The 18,901-nt window shown below is 63.8% G+C and carries 18 protein-coding genes, 1 tRNA gene and 1 pseudogene; 7 read left to right on the forward strand and 13 right to left on the reverse strand.

All coding sequences use genetic code 11. The features are described 5' to 3' along the window. Positions 1-15: 15 nt before the first annotated feature. On the reverse strand, positions 16-987 hold the full coding sequence (locus tag CH290_RS06705) for an alpha/beta hydrolase (RefSeq protein WP_371828575.1): 972 nt from the start codon (positions 985-987) through the stop codon (positions 16-18). 119 nt (positions 988-1,106) lie between these two features. Here CH290_RS06705 and CH290_RS06710 point away from each other — a divergent pair. Next, positions 1,107-2,021, forward strand: a pseudogene (locus CH290_RS06710) (glycosyltransferase 87 family protein); the annotation flags it as partial. 198 nt (positions 2,022-2,219) lie between these two features. Here CH290_RS06710 and CH290_RS30510 read toward each other — a convergent pair. Further along, positions 2,220-2,813 (reverse strand): DNA-deoxyinosine glycosylase, encoded by a 594-nt coding sequence (locus tag CH290_RS30510; protein WP_080733928.1) that lies wholly within the window; start codon positions 2,811-2,813, stop codon positions 2,220-2,222. 61 nt (positions 2,814-2,874) lie between these two features. On the opposite strand from CH290_RS30510, the gene CH290_RS29930 reads away from it, so the two are divergent. After that, complete coding sequence (locus tag CH290_RS29930) at positions 2,875-3,057, forward strand: hypothetical protein (protein ID WP_019665846.1); 183 nt, start codon at positions 2,875-2,877, stop codon at positions 3,055-3,057. Here CH290_RS29930 and CH290_RS06725 read toward each other — a convergent pair. Further along, complete coding sequence (locus CH290_RS06725) at positions 3,054-3,533, reverse strand: anthrone oxygenase family protein (RefSeq protein ID WP_020112025.1); 480 nt, start codon at positions 3,531-3,533, stop codon at positions 3,054-3,056. The genes CH290_RS29930 and CH290_RS06725 overlap by 4 nt on opposite strands. A 111-nt stretch (positions 3,534-3,644) precedes the next feature. Between CH290_RS06725 and CH290_RS06730 the strand changes: the two genes are divergently transcribed. Next, a complete protein-coding gene (locus tag CH290_RS06730) occupies positions 3,645-4,610 on the forward strand; it encodes an AraC family transcriptional regulator (protein WP_033188605.1) in 966 nt (321 codons plus the stop codon). Between the two features lie 2 nt (positions 4,611-4,612). On the opposite strand, the gene CH290_RS06735 is transcribed toward CH290_RS06730, so the two are convergent. From CH290_RS06735 to CH290_RS06745, 3 genes are all read right to left on the reverse strand, one after another. Beyond that, positions 4,613-5,341: an AAA family ATPase gene (locus CH290_RS06735; RefSeq protein ID WP_033188593.1), complete on the reverse strand. Its 729-nt coding sequence runs from the start codon at positions 5,339-5,341 to the stop codon at positions 4,613-4,615. 4 nt (positions 5,342-5,345) lie between these two features. Continuing rightward, complete coding sequence (locus CH290_RS06740; protein WP_020112028.1) at positions 5,346-5,525, reverse strand: hypothetical protein; 180 nt, start codon at positions 5,523-5,525, stop codon at positions 5,346-5,348. A 73-nt stretch (positions 5,526-5,598) separates the two neighbouring features. Continuing rightward, positions 5,599-5,675: transfer RNA gene (locus CH290_RS06745), tRNA-Leu, on the reverse strand. Between the two features lie 159 nt (positions 5,676-5,834). On the opposite strand from CH290_RS06745, the gene CH290_RS06750 reads away from it, so the two are divergent. Both CH290_RS06750 and CH290_RS06755 read left to right on the forward strand, forming a co-directional pair. Then, positions 5,835-6,452 carry an ANTAR domain-containing response regulator gene (locus CH290_RS06750; protein ID WP_019665841.1) on the forward strand — a complete coding sequence of 206 codons (618 nt, stop codon included), beginning with the start codon at positions 5,835-5,837 and terminating at the stop codon, positions 6,450-6,452. Positions 6,453-6,624: 172 nt separating this feature from the next. Beyond that, positions 6,625-7,965: an ABC transporter substrate-binding protein gene (locus CH290_RS06755; RefSeq protein WP_020112029.1), complete on the forward strand. Its 1,341-nt coding sequence runs from the start codon at positions 6,625-6,627 to the stop codon at positions 7,963-7,965. A gap of 332 nt (positions 7,966-8,297) precedes the next feature. Here the strand turns inward: CH290_RS06755 and CH290_RS06760 are convergent, their stop codons facing one another. Genes CH290_RS06760 through CH290_RS06775 form a run of 4 tightly spaced genes read right to left on the reverse strand, consistent with a single transcriptional unit; the run spans position 8,298 to position 12,420 of the window. Then, the gene (locus CH290_RS06760) at positions 8,298-9,107 is read right to left on the reverse strand and encodes an ABC transporter ATP-binding protein (protein WP_033188594.1); all 810 of its coding nucleotides are present in this window, start codon (positions 9,105-9,107) and stop codon (positions 8,298-8,300) included. Beyond that, entirely contained in the window at positions 9,104-10,144 is a 1,041-nt protein-coding gene (locus CH290_RS06765) for an ABC transporter ATP-binding protein (RefSeq protein WP_020112030.1), read from the reverse strand. Before CH290_RS06765 ends, CH290_RS06760 begins: the two co-directional genes overlap by 4 nt. Beyond that, complete coding sequence (locus CH290_RS06770) at positions 10,137-11,126, reverse strand: branched-chain amino acid ABC transporter permease (RefSeq protein ID WP_019665836.1); 990 nt, start codon at positions 11,124-11,126, stop codon at positions 10,137-10,139. Before CH290_RS06770 ends, CH290_RS06765 begins: the two co-directional genes overlap by 8 nt. A gap of 4 nt (positions 11,127-11,130) precedes the next feature. Beyond that, positions 11,131-12,420, reverse strand: a complete 1,290-nt coding sequence (locus CH290_RS06775; protein WP_019665835.1) for a branched-chain amino acid ABC transporter permease — start codon at positions 12,418-12,420, stop codon at positions 11,131-11,133. Positions 12,421-12,717: 297 nt separating this feature from the next. Here CH290_RS06775 and polA point away from each other — a divergent pair, with 297 nt between their 5' ends. After that, a complete protein-coding gene (polA, locus tag CH290_RS06780; RefSeq protein ID WP_033188595.1) occupies positions 12,718-15,459 on the forward strand; it encodes a DNA polymerase I in 2,742 nt (913 codons plus the stop codon). 98 nt (positions 15,460-15,557) lie between these two features. Here polA and trxA read toward each other — a convergent pair whose 3' ends face one another. From trxA to CH290_RS06795, 3 genes are all read right to left on the reverse strand, one after another. Continuing rightward, positions 15,558-15,935, reverse strand: a complete 378-nt coding sequence (trxA, locus tag CH290_RS06785) for a thioredoxin (protein ID WP_019665833.1) — start codon at positions 15,933-15,935, stop codon at positions 15,558-15,560. 69 nt (positions 15,936-16,004) lie between these two features. Further along, on the reverse strand, positions 16,005-17,003 hold the full coding sequence (locus tag CH290_RS06790) for a helix-turn-helix domain-containing protein (RefSeq protein WP_019665832.1): 999 nt from the start codon (positions 17,001-17,003) through the stop codon (positions 16,005-16,007). 187 nt (positions 17,004-17,190) lie between these two features. After that, entirely contained in the window at positions 17,191-17,727 is a 537-nt protein-coding gene (locus tag CH290_RS06795; RefSeq protein ID WP_020112034.1) for a 2'-5' RNA ligase family protein, read from the reverse strand. Between the two features lie 20 nt (positions 17,728-17,747). Between CH290_RS06795 and CH290_RS06800 the strand changes: the two genes are divergently transcribed. Next, positions 17,748-18,836 (forward strand): isocitrate/isopropylmalate dehydrogenase family protein, encoded by a 1,089-nt coding sequence (locus CH290_RS06800; RefSeq protein WP_020112035.1) that lies wholly within the window; start codon positions 17,748-17,750, stop codon positions 18,834-18,836. Positions 18,837-18,901 lie beyond the last annotated feature (65 nt).

Below are 18,901 nucleotides of genomic sequence, written 5' to 3' on the forward strand. Positions count from 1 at the left end.
TCGGGGGCCCGACGCTCAGGCCAGGGCAGGCGCGATCGTCGTGGTCCAGGCTTCGCGTAGCTGGTCTTCGAAGAGCGGCCAGGTGTGAGCGCCCCGCTCACGCATGGAAATCGTTGCCGGAACTCCAGTTCGGTGCAGAGCGTCGACGAACAGTGACGTGCAGTAGTTGACGAGCGCTTCGACGACGATTCCGCCGACGGGTGGGAAAGCGCCGACAGGGATACGGTCCACCGGCCCCGGTTGCCCCTCCGATGCGCTGACGTACACCGCTGTGCCGCGCAGTCTTTCGACGTTCACGGCCGGGTCGTGTTCGCGCCACGCAGGGTTGCCGGGCAATCCCCACATGTTGAACGGATTGTTCAGGCCACCCGCGATCATCGTCGAGATTCCCGCCATCGCAAACGGATTCGAGGGTGCAGGGCAGCCGCTGAACGACGCCGCGGCATCGAACACGTCCGGTGCCTGAATGGCAAGATCGAGCGCGGGGCCTCCGCTCATGGACAGGCCGGCGATGCCGTTCTTCCCGGTCGAGCCGAAGTGGCCGTCGATCGCCTGGGGCAGTTCGCGGGTGAGATACGTCTGCCACTTGTAGTTTCCGAGCACCGGGTCGGGGTTCTGCCAGTCGGTGTAGAAGCTGAACCTCCCACCGACCGGCATGACGACGGTGACGTTCTTGTCGGCGAAGAACTCCGCTACCGAAGAGTTTCCGAGCCATCCCACGCCGTCCTCGTTCCCGAGTGCACCGTTCAGGAGATACAGGGTGGGAAGAGTGCCGCCGTGGGAAGGCCGCAGGACGTCGTTCGAGATCACCTTGTCCATGGACGGCGAGTACACGTCGACTACCGAGTGAGTTGCGGACACGGCGCGCACATCGACCACACGGGCGGCTTCGGCGGGACCGGCGTACGCGGGACCGGCGATCGCGAGGACACTCGCAGCGAGCGCGATCACGACGACGGAACGCAACATCAGTAACTTCTGCCACATCCGCATCAATCGATGGTGGCATGGATCGGCGTGACCTCTGCTAACGATCCAGCGTCGAAACGACAAAGTTCACCCGTGTCGTCCGTGACATTTCACGGATTCGCAATATTCTCCGATTCATGCCGGGAACAGACACGTTTCGACGACACGACGGGCGATGGGTCACGTGTGCAGTTGTCGCCGCAGCCGTCGCGCTCGTCGCACACGCGTGGACGTTGGGATTCGCCGGCTTGTACGGACTGTTCGGAAACGGGGTCGACGCCATCGTGTACCGGCACGGCGGCGGGACGTTGCTGACCGGTGAGGGCCTGTATTCGTTCTCGCTGTTCGACACAGCGCTCCCGTTCACCTACCCGCCGTTCGCTGCTGTGGTGTTCGTTGCGCTTGCCGTGCTACCGATCTCGGCCACGACGGCGGTCGTGGGCATCGTCAACATCCTGCTTCTCTATCTCGCGGTGCTGTCGAGTTGGCGGATTCTCGGATATCGCGGAGTGCCCACTCATGTCGTCTCCCTGGGGTCGGCGATTGCGTTCACCTGGCTCGAACCAGTTCGAATGACGCTGTGGCTCGGGCAGATCAACCTTCTACTGCTGATCCTCGTGCTGTGGGACCTCGGCCGTCCCGACGGCAGTCGCCTACGAGGAATCGGCGTCGGCCTCGCCGCGGGGTTGAAACTGACGCCGGCATTCTTCGTCGTGTACGCGCTTGCCATCAAACAGTTCCGGACTGCGGCGGTGGCCGTCGCGACGTTCGTCGCCACCGTCCTCGCGGGATCGATTCTGTTGTTCGACGACGCACGCACCTTCTGGACCAGCGCGATCTTCCAGTCCGATCGGATCGGGTGGCTACCGTCGCCGGCGAATCAGTCGGTGCACGGTGTGCTCGCTCGACTCTGGTCCGACGGGTCCCCGCCGATGGTGCTGTGGCTAGGCTGTGTTCTCGTCGTCGGCGCGATCGGACTGTGGTGCGCGGTGGCGGCCGAGCGACGAGGCGCTCGATTGTTGTCGTTGACGATCTGCGGCCTGACAACACCCATGGTGTCCCCGTTCTCGTGGGGGCATCACTGGGTGTGGTGCGTGCCGTTGGTCGTGGTGGTACTGGACTGGGCCGCGAGATCCGCTCGGTCCTGGAGCTGGGCGGTGCCGGCCCTCGTCGTGGCCCCGTTCGTCGCCTGGTACTGGACGGCGCCCAGCGGCACTGCCGTCATCGGCACATTCATGCTCGGCGTCCCGTCATGGGCGTGGATTCCGGTTACGTCGGTCTACCCGATCGTGTTCGTCGTCGTTCTCCTGGTGGCCCTCGTCTCGACCGTAGGACCCAGATATCGCCGGCCGAGGCTGCGCGATCGTTCGCCACGCGTCGAGCTTTCGGTCGAAGGACAGAGAGGCGTGAGCGGGACTGGTCGACGGAAGCCGACGTACAGCGACATCGCGTACGGACGGGGCGACGTGACGAACGAAACTCGTCTCCGCCTTGGCTCCGTTGAAGACGATGCGCCGGATGGAAGGAAATTCGCCGAGCAGGGAGTCGAAGTCGTTCGTCACGACAGTCGAATCGACGATCGCGGAGTCGAGGCTCCCGCGCCGCGTGCATAGCTTCACCACATCCCACACCGCGATTCCACGCGCGAGCAGAATCGCTGTTCGCTCGTCGTAGGACTTCTCCGGGCCCGCACCGAACAACGCACCCATGATCGGCCAGAACGCGTTACGAGGATGCGCGTAGTACTGCGCCGCTCTCAGTGACGCCACTCCGGGCATGGAGCCGAGGATCAACGTGTGCGACGAACGGTCGACTATCGGCGGAAAGCTGTGCACCGTGGTCATCCCACCAGCATGTCAGGCCCAATCGCGTGCGGGCACCGGCGTCGTCGACGACAATGGAGCTATGTTGGATCCACGAGTACTCGACAATCATGAACTCGACGCAGAACTCGCTGTGCTCAAGCGCGGCCGCGACCAATCGATGGACGAGGGTGCGCAAGGCGCCGAGCTCGCCGAGGCGGATGCTCTGATCGAGAAGTTCGAAGCCGAGATCCGTCATCGTCACGAGCAACCGCAAGCAGATTAGATCCGCGCCGCCGCGGTCAACACAGCACACGCCAGAGTGGCCGCCGCAGTCCTGGCATGGTTCCACCGCGTCCAGCGGGTGAGGTAGTCCGCCCACACCGAAGCACCGTGGCTGCTGGACGGGTCGACCGAGGCCAGAGAATCGTTGAGCGGCACGTTGATTGCGACCGTCACCGCTACGCACCCGACCACGTACACCACGGCGCCGGCAACGACGAGCGTCCCCGAATCTCCGCCCGACGCAAGGCTCGTGACGGCCGCGGCCACTGCAGCAGCAGCGGCGCCGAGGAAGACCGTCAGGAACACAGGTGAGACGATCACGTTGTTGATCTGCTGCATCGTGGCAGCGGCGTCGGCGGCGGGTCGCGTTCTCAGCGCGGGCATGACGCCGACCGAGAACGCCAGCAGCACCCCCGCTGTCAGCCCGCACCCGACGGCAGAGGTCGTGGTGGCGATGGATGCAACCTTCTCGAGCACGACGGTGTCCCTTCTGTCGGTTCGTCCAGCATGCCTCCGAGTGGCTGGACGATCCATGCTCGTTCGTCGCTACTTCATGCTCGTTCGTCCACGACGTCGTACGATCGGTCGATGCGCGGCCACGATCCATGGAGAACATCCGACCCGCTCGGCGAAGCCCTGCATTTCGTCCGAATGACCGGTGCGTTCTACTGTCGGTCCGAGCTGGCCGAGCCCTGGGGACTCGCGATGCCCCCCATGGAGGACTGCCTGTGGTTTCACGTCGTGGTCGCCGGACGAGGCCTCCTCGAGGTCGACGGCGCCGAGCCTCGGTGGATCGCCCCGGGCGAATTTGCGCTGGTGCCGGACGGTTCCGGACATGTCCTGTCCAGCGACGCCTCCCTCGCCGACTCCGCGCCCCTCGTGCACGAGTTGCACCACGACTACATCAGCGATCGATACGCCGTCGTCCGCCACGGAGGCACCGGATCCCCGACGACCATGATCTGTGGAGCCGTGCGGCTCGATCACCCGTCGGTCGGAAAGCTGCTCGACTGCCTGCCGTCGCTGATCGTCGTCGAGTCGGCACCGACACCGCAGCTGTCGTGGATGCACAGCACACTCGGCCTCGTCGCCGACGAGGCCCAGCGAGTCCGACCCGGCGGGGAAGCCGTGATCACGCGGTTGTCGGACATCCTCGTCATCCAGGCGCTGCGGTGGTGGATCGAGAACGATCCCGCGGCCGGATCCGGTTGGCTCGGTGCACTGCAGGATCGAGGGATCGGCCCAGCGCTGGCGGTGATTCACCGCTCGCCGGACAAGCCGTGGACCGTGGCGACCCTCGCCGCCGAAGTCTCGATGTCGAGGTCGGCCTTCTCCGCACGCTTCACCACACTCGTCGGTGAAGCACCCATGCGCTACCTCGCTCGGTGGAGGATGCAGTGCGCTCACGACGCACTGAAATCCGGTGACCGCACTGTCGCCGAACTGGCACGTCGAAGCGGCTACGAGTCCGAAGCAGCCTTCGGGAGAGCATTCAAAAGGCTCGTCGGGCAGTCACCGGGAAGCGTCCGTCGCCGAGAGCTACCGGTGCCCTGACACTAGTCCAGAAGGTGACGCAGATACATCGACGGATCGGCGAGGTACCGACGCCAATGCGCGACGAGTTCCAGTTCCTCCCAACTGGTTCTGCGTAGACCGTGGTCACCGACTTCGACGATGTCGGCTCCGGGCACCGACGCCAACACAGGCGAGTGCGTCGCGCAGACGACCTGGGCCCCGGCGTCGGCGAGTTCGGACATCAACGCCACCAGTCGAAGGCAGGCCGTGAAGGACAGTGCCGACTCCGGTTCGTCCAGCACGTAGAAGCCCGGGTCCTGGAACATTGCGCGAAACACCGCGAGAAATCCCTCACCATGGCTCAATTCGGTGGTGTCCTCGTCCCAGTAACCCGGCACGCCCGAGTAACGCTCGGTCAGTTCGACAGCCGTCTCGGCACGGAGAAAGAAGCCTTTCTTCTGCAACCGCGGTCCGCGAAGCATCCGTGCGCCTCGCGGCGTCGTCTCGAGTTCGATGACGTCACCCAGCGGGGTCCGAACGGTGTCCGTGCGCGGCAGTCTCGACGCCCGGCCGCCACGCGAATCGAGATCGAAACCCTCCGCGACAGCCTCGACGATGGTCGACTTACCCGAGCCGTTGTCACCGACGAGCATCGTCACGGGCGCATGGAACTCGAGTCCGTCTCCGACGAGGTCCGCCACGGCAGGAACGGTGAAGGGCCAGTCGTCGACGTGATCGACCGGATCGACGAATGCGCGCTCTACGAACATGAATTCAGGCGGTCACCGGTCGATCGACGTATCCGGTCACATGGGTGCTGTCGGCACTGCACTGGAAGTACACCCACTTCGGTTCCGACCGGTCCGCAGCATCTCCGAACCGGTGATTGACACGCTGAGCGCACAAAGTGCCGGCGCCGGTGTCGTGGCATCGGAGATTGCTGGGTATGTACATCGCTTCACTGTATGCCTAGCGGCTTCACCGTGTGACCAGCGGTGCGGGTCGGTGTACCAGAGACGATGGGGGGTGGTGCCCTCGGTGAGACTCGAACTCACACTGGACGGGTTTTGAATCCGTTTCCTCTGCCAATTGGGATACGAGGGCTGGCGTCTTCGTGCGGTTCACTACTTTAGAAGATGCGCTTCAGGCCCCGTACACCGGTACCCTCGAAGGGTTCGTGGAACCAGGTGAGGTCTGCGGCAGAGTGCCGGGCATGCGAGGATTTCTGCTGGTCGATGACGTGTCTAAGGAGACTGGTAAACGATGAATGCTCCTGCCCAGCAAGAGAGCGCAAAGCCCGCTCTACGGGTCGTGGTCGCCGAGGACGAATCGCTCATCCGCCTCGATCTGGTGGAGATGCTGCGTGAAGAGGGCTACGAGGTGGTCGGTGAGGCGGCCGACGGTCAGCAGGCCGTCGACCTTGCCGTGGAACTTCGCCCCGATCTGGTGATCATGGACGTCAAGATGCCACGACGGGACGGAATCGACGCAGCGTCGGAAATCGCCGAGAAGCGTATAGCTCCCGTCGTCATCCTGACGGCGTTCAGTCAGCGTGAACTCGTGGAGAAGGCGCGGGACGCGGGAGCGATGGCGTATCTGGTCAAACCGTTCTCCAAAGCCGACCTGATGCCTGCCGTGGAACTCGCGGCAAGTCGGTACACGGAGATCTCGTCGCTCGAGAGCGAAATCGCGGATCTCCAGGAACGGCTGGAGACGCGCAAGCTCATCGAGCGGGCGAAGGGCAAGCTGATGGAATCCCAGTCGCTCACGGAGCCACAGGCGTTCAAGTGGATTCAGCGCGCCGCGATGGATCGACGGACGACGATGAAGGCCGTCGCCGACGTCATCATCGAGACGCTCGACGCCCCGCCCGAGGCCTGATTTCGGGCCCGCACGCTACGGCGATGTAAATCTTCGGCTCCTCAGGTCACAGTCAGGTCACGAGCCGTCTTCTCGCCCATCGCGAACCGATGGGGACAGCTAGCGTCTGATCCACACACGCGGCGCATGACTCACGTGCGCTTCGTTTTTGGATCGACCAAGGAGACCCTAGATGGCAAAACGGACCTATGTCCGCACGGCTGCGGTGCTGGGTGCTGCTTCACTGGCACTGTTCGGCTGTTCCTCGAGCGACGATTCCAGCTCGGGGGACAGTTCCAGCTCTGCCAGCGGTGGAAGTTCGGCGGCCGAAGAGACAACGGTGTCGACCGACTGCACGCCGGATCAGGCAACGGCAGGGGCGACCCCCGTCACGACCCCGCTGGTCGTCGGTACGCTGCTTCCCGAAACCGGCAGCCTCGCATTCCTCGGCCCGCCGGAGGTCGCGGGTGTGCGCCTCGCGGTCGACGAGGTCAACGCTGCGGGCGGCGTTCTCGGACAGCCTGTTCAACTCATCCCCGGCGACTCGGGTGACACGACGACGGACACCGCGAACACCACGGTCGACCGTCTGCTCGCGGGTGGAGCGGACGTCATCGTCGGTGCGGCATCGTCCTCGGTGTCACTGAAGGTCATCGACAAGATCGCCAGCGCCGGCGTCGTACAGTTCTCCCCGGCCAACACTTCGGACCAGTTCGTCTGCTACGCGGACAAGGGCCAGTACTTCCGTACCGCACCCACCGATGTACTTCAGGCTCAAGCGCTTTCGCAGCTCATCGCGGAGGACGGTGCGCAGCGTGTATCCATCCTCGCGCTCAACGACCCCTACGGCACCGGCCTCGCCGCCAACACCGTGGAGAACCTCGAAGCAGCGGGCATTCCGTCGGATCAGATCCAGTCGATCATCTACGACCCCAACGCACAGTCGTTCAACGCCGAGGTCGACGACGTGAACAACTTCGCGCCCGACGCCGTCGCAATCGTCGGCTTCGAGGAGTCCGCGAAGATCATCACGCGTATGCACGAGGTCGGCATCGGACCGTCGGACGGCACGCTCGTCTACGGAGTCGACGGCAACATGGGCAACGCCCTCGGCGAATCCGTCGCACCGGGCCTGCTCGACACGATGCGCGGAACCACCCCGCTCACCGACGTCGGCACCGCCTTCCAGGATCGACTCAAGACCGTCGACCCCGCCCTGGTGGACTTCAACTACGCCGGCGAGTCCTACGACGCAGTCATCATCTCGGCCCTCGCAGCAGAGCAAGCAAAATCGACGGCGGGCACGGACATTGCGGCCAACATCAACAGCGTCACCAAGGACGGCGAGAAGTGCACCACCTACGCACAGTGCCTTCCCCTCGTCCAGGCCGGAACCGACATCGACTACGACGGTGTCACCGGTGCGCTGAACTTCAGCGACGCAGGTGAGCCGGCCACAGGTTCCTACGGCAACCTGGTCTTCGGCCCGGACAACACCCTGAAGACGGACGGATACATCGTCGTCGGAGAGTGATCGGTCCTCGGTACTGACTCAGAACACACGGAACCCCGGTCCACCTGGACCGGGGTTCCGTGCTGTCGGTGGCCATGCCGTGCGGTTATCCGTTGGGACCGAATGAACCGTTCGGTCACTCCAAGTGACCGAACGCCACGTTCGCTCCGCCTTGGGCATCCGCCGTTGGGACCGAATGAACGGTTTGGTCAGTCAGACTGACCGAACGCCACGTTCGCTCCGAACGGGGCGTGCCCGAGCCCGTCTGCGCTGGGGAGCACGAGGACGGCCCCTGAGAATGCAGCAAGACCCGGGCTCGTGGGGTGAGCCCGGGTCTTGTCGGAGTGCGGAAGTTATTTCTTCTCTTTGCTTCCCGCCAGGGTGCCGAGGTAGAGCTCGATGACCTTGGGGTCGTTCATGAGGTTGGTGCCGGTGTCGGTGTAGGCGTTTCGGCCCTGGTCGAGGACGTATCCGCGGTCGCAGATCTGGAGGCAGCGGCGTGCGTTCTGTTCCACCATGATGATGGAGACGCCTGTTGCGTTGATCTTCTTGCAGCGGATGAAGACTTCGTCCTGGAACATGGGGGAGAGGCCTGCGGACGGTTCGTCGAGCAGCAGGACCGATGGTTCCATCATCAGGGCACGGCCCATAGCGACCATTTGTCGTTCGCCGCCGGAGAGTGCGCCTGCTTTGACTTTCTTGCGTTCGCCGAGGAGTGGGAAGAGTTCGCTGACGAAGTCGAAGCGTTCCGCGAATTTCTTCGGCCGCAGATAGATTCCCATTTCGAGGTTTTCCTCGATGGTGAGTGACGGGAAGACGTTCTGTGTCTGCGGCACGTATCCGACGCCTTTGGTGACCAGTACGTGGGCTTCGGCGGAGGTGATGTTGTCTCCGCGGAGTTTGACCGACCCCTTGCGGACGGGGATGAGCCCGAACAGTGTTTTGAGCAGGGTCGATTTTCCTGCGCCGTTGGGGCCGATGATGCCGACGATCTCGCCGTCTTTCAGGAAGAAGTTGCACTCTTCGAGGATGTTGACGCCAGGGATGTATCCGGCGACGAGGTTGTCGGCGCGGACGAGAGCCCCCTCGGCGAGCCGGGCGTGTTCTTCCGGTGTTGCGGCGAATTCGGGGGGTGTCAGTTTGTCGGTGTTCGGTTCGCTCATTTGCCGTCTTCTTCCTTGGCGTGCTTGCCGGTTGCGACGTCGGCAGACGCGACGAACTCGGGCTCGGACAAGTCGCCGCCTGCTTCGAGCTCTTCGGCTTCGGCCTGTTCCAGCGCTTCGGCCAGTTCGGCTGTGGCGCCGACGGGATTGCCGTTCTCGTCGAATTCGAGGGCCTGGTCGTGATGGCTTCCGAGGTAGGCGTCGACGACAGCACCGTTGTTGGACAGGTCTTCCGGGGTGGATTCGGCAATGACGCTGCCCTGCGCCATCACGACGACCCAGTCGCTGATGTCGCGAATGACGTCCATGTCGTGTTCGACGAACACCACCGTCATCCCGTCGTCGCGCAGCGACTTGATGTGGCCCAGAAGGCTCTGTGTCAGTGCGGGATTGACGCCTGCCATGGGTTCGTCGAGCATGACCACGGCCGGATCGGTCATGAGGGCGCGCGCCATTTCGAGTAGTTTGCGTTGTCCGCCGGACATGGAGCCGGCGAGGTCGTCGGCCTTCGCGTCGAGCTTGAATCGCTCGAGCAGTTGGTAGGCCCGGTCGGTGATCTCCTTCTCCTGCTTCTTCCACGTCCAGGGCATCAGCGTGTTGACGATCCGTTCGCCGCGCTGGCCGGTGGCGCCGAGACGAACGTTGTCCAGCACAGTGAGTTTGGACAATGCTTTGGTCAACTGGAACGTGCGTACGACGCCCTTGCGCGCGACCTGGTGGGGGTGCATCCGGCCCAGTGACTGTCCGTCCATCGACCAGGTGCCCGTGTCGGGGCGGTCGAATCCGGTGAGCAGGTTGAACAAGGTGGTTTTACCGGCACCGTTGGGGCCGATGAGGCCGGTGATGCAGCCTCGCTGGATCTCGAGGTGTGCGACGTCGACTGCTTTCAGGCCGCCGAAGGTTCGGGACACTCCGTCGACGACGAGCGTCGGATCCGGTTTTGCCGCACCGGGAGTCTGGGGGACTCCGGCGAACAGCGATGACCTTTCCTGAGCGCTCAGTGGCCGCCGTGCGTCCGCTGTTGTCTTGTCAGGCATTGAGCTGTACCTCTCGCTTGTTGCCGAGAATGCCTTGCGGCCTGAACACCATCATCACGGCGATCAGAATGCCAAGGAGTACGAATCGAGTGGCGCCGACCTGCTGTTCGGTCAGGTTGAGCAGGGGATCGGGACCCGAAATGGCTTGCCGCAGGATGGCGTCGGGGATGGAGAGAAGGAACCAGAACAGCATGGCGCCGAGTACCGGGCCGAACACTGTTGCGGCACCGCCGAGAATCAACGCACCGAAGGCGAAGAACGTCTGCGCGGTGGAGTAGAAGTCCGGGTTGATGGACTTGGTCTGCAGGGCGTTGAACACGCCGCCCATGCCTCCGATGACGCCGCCGAGGACCAGAGCCTGCATCTTGTAGACGAAGACGTTCTTGCCGAGCGATCGCGCTGCATCCTCGTCCTCGCGGACGGCCTTGAGAACGCGGCCCCACGGGCTGTGCGTGAGCAGATAGATGAATCCGCAGAGGATCAGTACGAGCGACCATCCGACCACCATGGCCCACAGGTCGTCACCGTAGAACTTCACGCCGAGGAACGCGTACTGCTTACCGGAGTCGAACGGGCTGAGAGAGGTGAACGGATCGGCGAAGCCGAAAATACCGTTGGTGGACTTGGTGATCGGATCGGACGCCGTCGATCTGAAGACGAGTCTGAGGATCTCCGATGCGGCGATCGTGACGATCGCGAGATAGTCGGCGCGCAGCCGTAGCGTCGGGATGCCGAGGACGAGTGCCAGCAAGCCTGCGGCGCCGAGGCCGACGAGTATGCCCAGCCACAGAGGCTGCTGGTAGGTGATCGTCATGATGCCGACGCCGTAGCCGCCGAGCAGCGCGAAGCCGATCTGACCGAAGTTGAGCAGCCCGGCGTAGCCGAAGTGCAGATTCAAGCCGATTGCGAGCAGTGCGTAGAAAATTGCCGACGGCCCGACCAGTTGGGCGAGCGAGACCTGGAGTGCTCCGAGGATATCCACGTTGTCACCCGATCCTTTGCCGCGAGCCGAGTATGCCCTGGGGTCTGACGACGAGGATGAGAATCAAGACGAGCAGTCCTCCGATGTATTTGAGATCGGGATTGATGATCATCGTCGACCACTGGACCAGCAGTCCGACGATGACGCAGCCGAGGAGGGCTCCGTACGCAGTTCCCAAGCCTCCCAGTGTGATTCCTGCGAACATCAGGAGCAGCAGCTTGAAGCCCATCTCCCACTGAACGCGGCCACCGAGCTCGGAGAGCCCGAACAGGACGCCGCCCAGGGCGGCGAGGCCACCACCCATGCACCAGACGAAGGTGACGACGCGCTCGACATTGATTCCCGACGAGGCGGCGAGGTCACGATTGTCGGCAACGGCGCGCATCGCCTTGCCGATTCGGGTGCGCTGCAGCATCACCGCGACGCCGACGAGGACGACGATGCTGATGACGATGCAGGCAAGGTTGACATTGGTGATCGCCAGCGGTCCCCATTCGTTCTGGGTCTGCGCCTGGTAGTCGGCGAACGGTTCGGCGCGATCGGAGAAGAAGATCAGGATGAGGTATCGCAGTGCGATGGCCAGGCCGATCGACACCACGAGTTGAGCGATCAAGCCGGTCTTCCGTTTTCGCAACGGGCGCCAGATCACTGTGTTGTTCAGCCAGCCGATCGCGATGCCGACGATGATCGCCAGGATCGTCGCCCAGATCAGCTGTATGCCCATGCTGACGTTGAAGACCCACGCGGCCACGGCGCCGAGCGTCACCAACTCGCCGTGCGCGAAGTTGGTCAGGCCCGTGGTGCCGAAGATCAGGCTGAGGCCGACGGCTGCCAGTGCGATGACCAGACCGAAGCGAAGGCCGTCGACGGTAGTCCTGATGAATTTCTCGTAGAACGGCACTTCCGTGGCCGTTCTGGCTTCACCGAAGGAGAAGATGACGGTGTTGGCGCGTCCGGCCTGCACGTCGCGTTCCACCGAGCCCTGGACGCTGACTCCGTCCGGGAGGGTTTCGGAGTCGACTTCGAATGTGTATGTGCCGGGCGACAACTGGAGTGTCCAGCGGCCTCCGTCCTGAGAGGTGGTGCGAACCACCTCGTCACCGGAGGAGTCCAGTGCCTTCACATCGACGTCGGCAAGGCGTTCACCGCCGTTGTTGAGGCTTCCGCTCACGGCGACCGCGTCGGCGGGCGGTGCGTCCGAGATCGCGGTGGGCGGGGGAGTAGGGGTCGGTTCTTGAGCTGCGGCAGTGCCACCGAACGTCACTGCTGCTATGGATCCGAGTATCGCCAACATGAGGATCTGTCTCAGAAGGCGGAACGAACGTCGGTCTGTGTACCGAATTCGGATCTTCCTTCGGGTCCATCGAACATTTGGAGCCACGCACGTCCTCCGGACGGTTGTCGGGGTGAGCCCAGGATTGGGCTCGGCTGCTTGCAATTGTCGGACTCTAACCGTTGGAACCGCACGAAATCGGCGTCTCGAATTTCCGATAAGTATCATTTGTGTTTCGAACTACGTGAACAGGCGAAATCGCAGCAGATTCCCATCCGCGCCCGCCGCTGTCGGACCCTCTACCTAGACTGGGCAACCGTGAGCCCCGTAACCGACGCCAGTGCCGCATCCGCACCCTCGACCGGCAAATCAGCCGACGGTCAGCAACCGACGCTGTTGCTCATCGACGGTCACTCGATCGCGTTCCGCGCGTTCTTCGCCCTGCCCGTGGAGAACTTCAAGACCACGAGCGGCCAGTCGACCAACGCGGTCTACGGGTTCACCTCCATGCTGATCAACCTCCTCCGGGACGAGAAGCCGACGCACATCGCCGCAGCCTTCGACGTCTCTCGGCAGACGTTTCGCGCCGAGCGATTCCCGGACTACAAGGCCAACCGCAGCAAGACCCCCGACGAGTTCGCCGGCCAGGTGGACATCACGAAGGACGTCCTGGGCGCAATGGGTATCCCGGTCATGGCCGAGCCGGGTTTCGAGGCCGACGATATCATCGCCACGTTGGTCACTCAGGCCGAAGCGCTCGGCTACCGCGTTCTCGTCGTGACCGGTGACCGCGACTCGCTGCAGCTCGTCACCGACAACGTGACCGTGCTCTACCCCAAGAAGGGGGTTTCGGAGCTCACCCGGTTCACCCCGGAGGAAGTGACCACGAAGTACGGGTTGTCGCCGTCCCAGTACCCCGACTTCGCGGCGCTGCGAGGCGACCCGAGCGACAACCTGCCCGGAATCCCCGGCGTCGGCGAGAAGACGGCGACCAAGTGGATCGTGCAGTACGGCTCTCTGGAAGAACTGGTCAACAACGTCGACAAGGTGAAGGGCAAGGTCGGTGACGCACTGCGCGCCAACCTGTCCTCGGTCGTCCTCAACCGCGAGCTCACCGAAATGGTGCGCGACGTGCCGTTGCCGTACACCCCGGACCAACTCGAACTGGCACCGTGGGATCGCGAGAAGATCCACGGCTTGTTCGACGACCTGGAGTTCAGGGTTCTCCGTGACCGCCTGTTCGACACGTTGTCCTCGGCCGAACCGGAGGCGGAGGAGGGCTTCGACGTCAAGGGTGGCGCCGTCCCCGTCGGAGAGCTCGCCTCGTGGCTTGCCGCTCACGCGTCGACGGGTGAGCGCCACGGACTGTCGGTCGTCGGTCCTCGTCGCCCGTTCGACAGTGATGCCGTGTCCATCGCGATCGCCGCGTCCGACGGTGAGGGCGGATTCGTCACGACGAGCTCACTCGATCCGTCGGACGAGACAGCGCTCGCGGCATGGTTGGCCGACGAAACGCAGCCCAAAGCCCTTCACGAGGCCAAGTGGGCCATCCATGCACTCCGCGGTCGGGGATGGACTCTGGGCGGGTTGACGAGCGACACCGCACTCGCTGCATACCTCGTTCGTCCGGGGCAGCGAAGCTTCAACCTGGACGATCTGTCCCTGCGCTACCTCAAGCGTGAGCTTCGGGCCGAGGGCTCCGTCGAAGGGCAGATGTCCCTACTGGACACCGAGGACGTCGCCGAAGCCGCGGTGGCCGAGGGCGAGATCCTGCGAGCGCAGGCCATACTCGATCTGGCGGCTGCACTGGACTCGGAACTGACCGACATCGAATCGACGTCGTTGCTGTCCGAGATGGAGCTACCGCTCCTCGGAGTTCTCGCGGACATCGAAGCGACGGGCATCGCCGTCGATCGCACCCACCTCGAGGAACTCCAGAGCCGCTTCGCCGGGCAGGTGTCCGACGCCGCCAATGCCGCCTACGAGGTGATCGGCAAGCAGATCAACCTGGGTTCGCCGAAGCAGCTGCAGGTCGTGCTGTTCGAAGAACTCGACATGCCGAAGACGAAGAAGACCAAGACCGGTTACACCACCGATGCAGACGCACTGCAGGGCTTGTTCGAGAAGACCGAGCATCCGTTCCTGAAGTTCCTGCTGGACCACCGTGATGCGACGCGCATGAAAGTGACCGTCGACGGGTTGCTCAAGTCCATCTCCGACGACGGGCGTATCCACACGACGTTCAATCAGACGGTCGCAGCGACGGGCCGCCTGTCCTCGACGGAGCCGAACCTGCAGAACATTCCGGTTCGTAACGAGGCCGGGCGCCACATCCGCGACGGGTTCGTCGTCGGCGAAGGCTACGACATGCTGCTGACGGCCGACTACAGCCAGATCGAGATGCGCATCATGGCCCACCTGTCCGGCGACGAAGGTCTGATCGAGGCGTTCAACACCGGCGAGGATCTGCACAGTTTCGTCGGAGCGCGAGCCTTCGGTGTTCCCATCGAGGAGGTCACCCCGGAGCTGCGTCGTCGGGTCAAGGCCATGTCGTACGGGCTCGCCTACGGGCTCAGCGCCTTCGGGTTGGCTGCGCAACTCAAGATCTCCACGGACGAAGCCAAGCAGCAGATGGAGGCGTACTTCGCTCGCTTCGGCGGCGTGCGTGATTACCTGCGGAACGCGGTGGAGGAGTCCAGGAAGGTCGGATACACATCCACGTTGTACGGCCGTCGCCGCTACTTGCCGGACCTCAACAGCGACAACCGTCAGCGGCGTGAGGTTGCCGAGCGTGCTGCGTTGAACGCGCCCATCCAAGGCACGGCTGCGGACATCATCAAGGTTGCGATGATCGACGTGCACAAGTCGTTGAGCGCGTCGAACCTGAAGTCGCGCATGCTGCTTCAGGTTCACGACGAGTTGGTGCTCGAGGTGGTCGAATCCGAGCGCGACGAGGTCGAGGCACTGGTTCGCGACAAGATGGCGTCGGCCATTTCGTTGTCGGTGCCGCTCGAAGTGTCGGTCGGTACGGGGCGTAGTTGGGACAAGGCCGCGCACTAGGCGCTATCCGGCCCCATCCGACAAGGGCACCGCTCGACCACACAGTTCAGGGCCGGTCGCAGTTGCGACCGGCCCTGAACGCGGCAACGCCGTCCGAATTATTCGCTGTCAGCGGCGGCAGGCTGCTCGGCGATCTGCTTGCGCACCTCGTCCATGTCGAGTGCCTTGACCTGTCCCACCAGATCCTCGAGTGCCGCGGCGGGGAGTGCGCCGGGCTGCGCGAAGACCAGGACGCCCTCACGGAACGCCATGATCGTGGGGATCGACTGGATGTTGGCAGCGGCCGCCAATCCCTGCTCCGCCTCGGTGTCGACCTTGGCGTGCACAACATCCGGGTGGGATTCCGAGGACTTCTCGAACGTGGGCGCGAACTGGCGGCACGGTCCACACCACGACGCCCAGAAGTCCACGAGCACCACGTCGTTGCCGCCGACGATCTCGTCGAAGTTCTGCTGAGTCAAAGTCTGTGTTGCCACGCCTGCCCTTTCGTCGATGTTTGCTTCTCTGGATCCCTCAACGCGCCCCGGGCTCGAAATCATCCCGGGTCATGCAGGTTGCGGCGCCGCCCGGAACGTACGTCGGTACGAGTTCGGCGTCGTACAGCGCAGCCGGACGAAGTGTTGCCGCAGCACAGCGGCATTTCCGAAGCCCACGCGTTCGGCGATGACATCCATCGACAGGTCCGAGTTCTCCAGTAGCTGTTGCGCCGCCAGTACCCGCTGGTCGTTCAACCAGCGGGCGGGCGTGGTCCCGGTTTCGGCCTGGAACCGGCGCGCGAACGTGCGTGCGGACATGTTGACCCTCGCGGATAATGTCTGGACCGACAGTTCGGTATGCAGGTTTTCCGTCATCCAATCCAGCAGTGGCGCAAGGGTATCGACCTCGACGGCGGGGAGGGGCGTGGTGACGAACTGGGCCTGGCCGCCGTCCCGATGCGGCGGTACGACCATCCGTCGCGCGATACCGTTCGCCACGACGCTTCCCTGCTCCTTGCGGACGATATGAAGACACAGATCGATGCCGGCAGCCGTTCCCGCGCTGGTCAGGACATTTCCGTCGTCGACGTAGAGCACGTTGCGGTCGACCTCGGCGAGAGGATATTCCGCGGCCAGTCGGTCCGAGTGTCGCCAGTGCGTCGTGCATCGCCGTCCGTCGAGCAATCCTGCTTTGCCGAGAAGAAAAGCGCCGTTGCACAGGCTCGCGACCTTGGCGCCCCGAGCAACAGCGGCGCGTAACTTGCCGAGCAGGGGTTCCAGTGTGTCGTCGAGTTCCGAGTTGCACAGCGCGGAGCCGTCGGAGGCCAGGTGGGTACCTCCCGCCGGAATCACGATGAGATCGGCGTCGTCCAGCTGGGACAGGTCGTACGGAACGTCTATGGTGTAGCCGAACCGGGATCTGATGGGTTCCGCCACGCCTGCGATCAGAGAGAAGTCGTAGGTGGGCAGTCCCTCGTCGGACCTGTCGAAGCCGAACACCTCGCAGGCGACACCCATCTCGAATTGCTCGGTCAGTGGCAGCAGTGGAACGACGACGCGTTTCAACATGTCGGCAAGTATGGCAGAAAAACGTGGAACTGTGTCGTATCTGCCACTGTTGGTGTGGAACCCCTGCTAGCAGGCTTGCATCCATGACCATCGCACTGATTTTCCTGGCCACGATCAGCCTGGTGTACCTCGCGACGATGCTCGGTTACGCCCCCGACACCCATGCCGAGGTGACTCAGTTCGGTGACTACAAGTTCTGATGACCGGGCCGCGTCGCGAGCCACTCACGCTTGCCGTCACCGTCCCATCGACGCAGTGCCACCGTGTGTCCGACGAGGTCCGGTTGTGCCGAGTCCAGGCGCACGAGCGCTTCGGCCAGCTCGACCCGCGTCATCCGTCGTGCAAGCGTGACGTGTGGTGACCACTTACCGGGTTGAGTGTGGGATCTGTTGCCGTCGGCGTCCCCCAGAATCGTTGCCGCTCGAGAGTGCAGGTCGAGCAGCTTCCTCGAGGGGACGACTGCACGCGCGAGGGTGATGTGCTTGCCCCGGAACAGCACGTAAGCCCCGAGCCGAATCGGGAACTCCACAGCGAGGTACTCGTCCGCGATGCGCGCGTCCAACCCCTCCATTTCGTCGGCGACCGCCAGGGTCACATGTGGCCTGTTGGACTCGCCGGTGTGTCGCGCCTGGCTGGGCAGGTCGGCGTCGAGCAGGATCTGCCACTCGCGCCGGACCGCGGCATCGAGGGATTCGTCGAGAAGCAATTCGAGAGACTGAACCATAGTCAGTCATGATTGCCGATATGGCACACGACGGAGTCACGAAGGTGAGAATCGGCTCGATGCTCGGCGACGGCATCGGGCACGAGATCGTTCCGGCGACCCAGCGCGTCGTCGACGCCGCTGTGGGGGCGGAGCACGCCCTGGCCGTGGAGTGGGTCGAGTTGCCGCTGGGGCACGCGGCGATCGAGTCGCACGGAACGCCGGTTCCGGAGTCCACGCTCGCGGAACTCGATGCGCTCGATGCCTGGGTACTCGGCCCGCACGACAGCGCGTCGTATCCGGAGCCTTTCAGGTCTCAGTTGACGCCGGGCGGTGTGATTCGCAAGCGATTCGATCTGTACGCGAACATCCGCCCTGCCAAGGCTCATCCCGGTGTCCGGGCGGTGTCGAACGGGATGGACCTCGTCGTGGTCCGCGAGAACACGGAAGGGTTCTACGCAGACCGCAACATGTTCGTCGGCAGCGGGGAATTCATGCCGACGCCGGACGTCGCTCTGGCAGTCGGCGTGTTCACCCGGGCCGCGTGCGAACGGATCGCCCGAGAAGCATTCGTGCTGGCACGAACGCGGTCGCGGCACGTCACCATCGTGCACAAGACCAACGTCCTGTCGTTGACCACGGGGTTGTTCCGCGACGTCTGTCGCGGCGTGGCCGAGAGCTTCCCCGATGTGAGCGTCGACGAGCACCACATCGACGCTCTGACTGCCCACCTCGTTCGGCGGGGAGAGGATTTCGACGTCATCGTCGCGGAGAACATGTTCGGCGACATTCTGTCCGACCTCGCAGGTGAGCTGTCCGGATCGCTGGGAATGGCACCGTCGGTGAACACGTCCGAGAACAAGGTGATGGCGCAGGCAGCGCACGGATCCGCACCGGATATCGCCGGAACGAACAGAGCCAATCCGACGGCGTTGTTCCTCTCTGCCGCAATGCTTCTCGAATGCCTGGCGACCCGACACGGCGACACGCGGCTGGCGCACGCTGCCGGGCGGATCCGGCACGCCGTCGACGGTGCCCTCGAATCCGGAGTGGCCACAGCCGACCTCGGCGGCACCGCGTCGACCGGTGAGTTCACCGAGACCGTTCTCGCGAGAGCGCTGCGGATCTGACTGCGCCCCGCGTGCCGAGGCCGCCGAAGGTACGAAAATGCCCTGAGGTTCGACGCGCCCGCGTT

The sequence above is a fragment of the Rhodococcus sp. 06-156-4 genome (genome assembly GCF_002259345.1).
Taxonomy (GTDB): Bacteria; Actinomycetota; Actinomycetes; order Mycobacteriales; family Mycobacteriaceae; genus Rhodococcoides; species Rhodococcoides fascians_E.

Bases quoted from the DNA above. Each gene is read 5' to 3' on its own strand.
- CH290_RS06705 (WP_371828575.1), bottom strand. From the start codon at position 987: ATGTGGCAGAAGTTACTGATGTTGCGTTCCGTCGTCGTGATCGCGCTC.
- CH290_RS30510 (WP_080733928.1), bottom strand. From the start codon at position 2,813: ATGACCACGGTGCACAGCTTTCCGCCGATAGTCGACCGTTCGTCGCAC.
- CH290_RS29930 (WP_019665846.1), top strand. From the start codon at position 2,875: ATGTTGGATCCACGAGTACTCGACAATCATGAACTCGACGCAGAACTC.
- CH290_RS06730 (WP_033188605.1), top strand. From the start codon at position 3,645: ATGCGCGGCCACGATCCATGGAGAACATCCGACCCGCTCGGCGAAGCC.
- CH290_RS06735 (WP_033188593.1), bottom strand. From the start codon at position 5,341: ATGTTCGTAGAGCGCGCATTCGTCGATCCGGTCGATCACGTCGACGAC.
- CH290_RS06740 (WP_020112028.1), bottom strand. From the start codon at position 5,525: ATGTACATACCCAGCAATCTCCGATGCCACGACACCGGCGCCGGCACT.
- CH290_RS06750 (WP_019665841.1), top strand. From the start codon at position 5,835: ATGAATGCTCCTGCCCAGCAAGAGAGCGCAAAGCCCGCTCTACGGGTC.
- CH290_RS06755 (WP_020112029.1), top strand. From the start codon at position 6,625: ATGGCAAAACGGACCTATGTCCGCACGGCTGCGGTGCTGGGTGCTGCT.
- CH290_RS06760 (WP_033188594.1), bottom strand. From the start codon at position 9,107: ATGAGCGAACCGAACACCGACAAACTGACACCCCCCGAATTCGCCGCA.
- CH290_RS06765 (WP_020112030.1), bottom strand. From the start codon at position 10,144: ATGCCTGACAAGACAACAGCGGACGCACGGCGGCCACTGAGCGCTCAG.
- CH290_RS06775 (WP_019665835.1), bottom strand. From the start codon at position 12,420: ATGTTGGCGATACTCGGATCCATAGCAGCAGTGACGTTCGGTGGCACT.
- CH290_RS06790 (WP_019665832.1), bottom strand. From the start codon at position 17,003: ATGTTGAAACGCGTCGTCGTTCCACTGCTGCCACTGACCGAGCAATTC.
- CH290_RS06795 (WP_020112034.1), bottom strand. From the start codon at position 17,727: ATGGTTCAGTCTCTCGAATTGCTTCTCGACGAATCCCTCGATGCCGCG.
- CH290_RS06800 (WP_020112035.1), top strand. From the start codon at position 17,748: ATGGCACACGACGGAGTCACGAAGGTGAGAATCGGCTCGATGCTCGGC.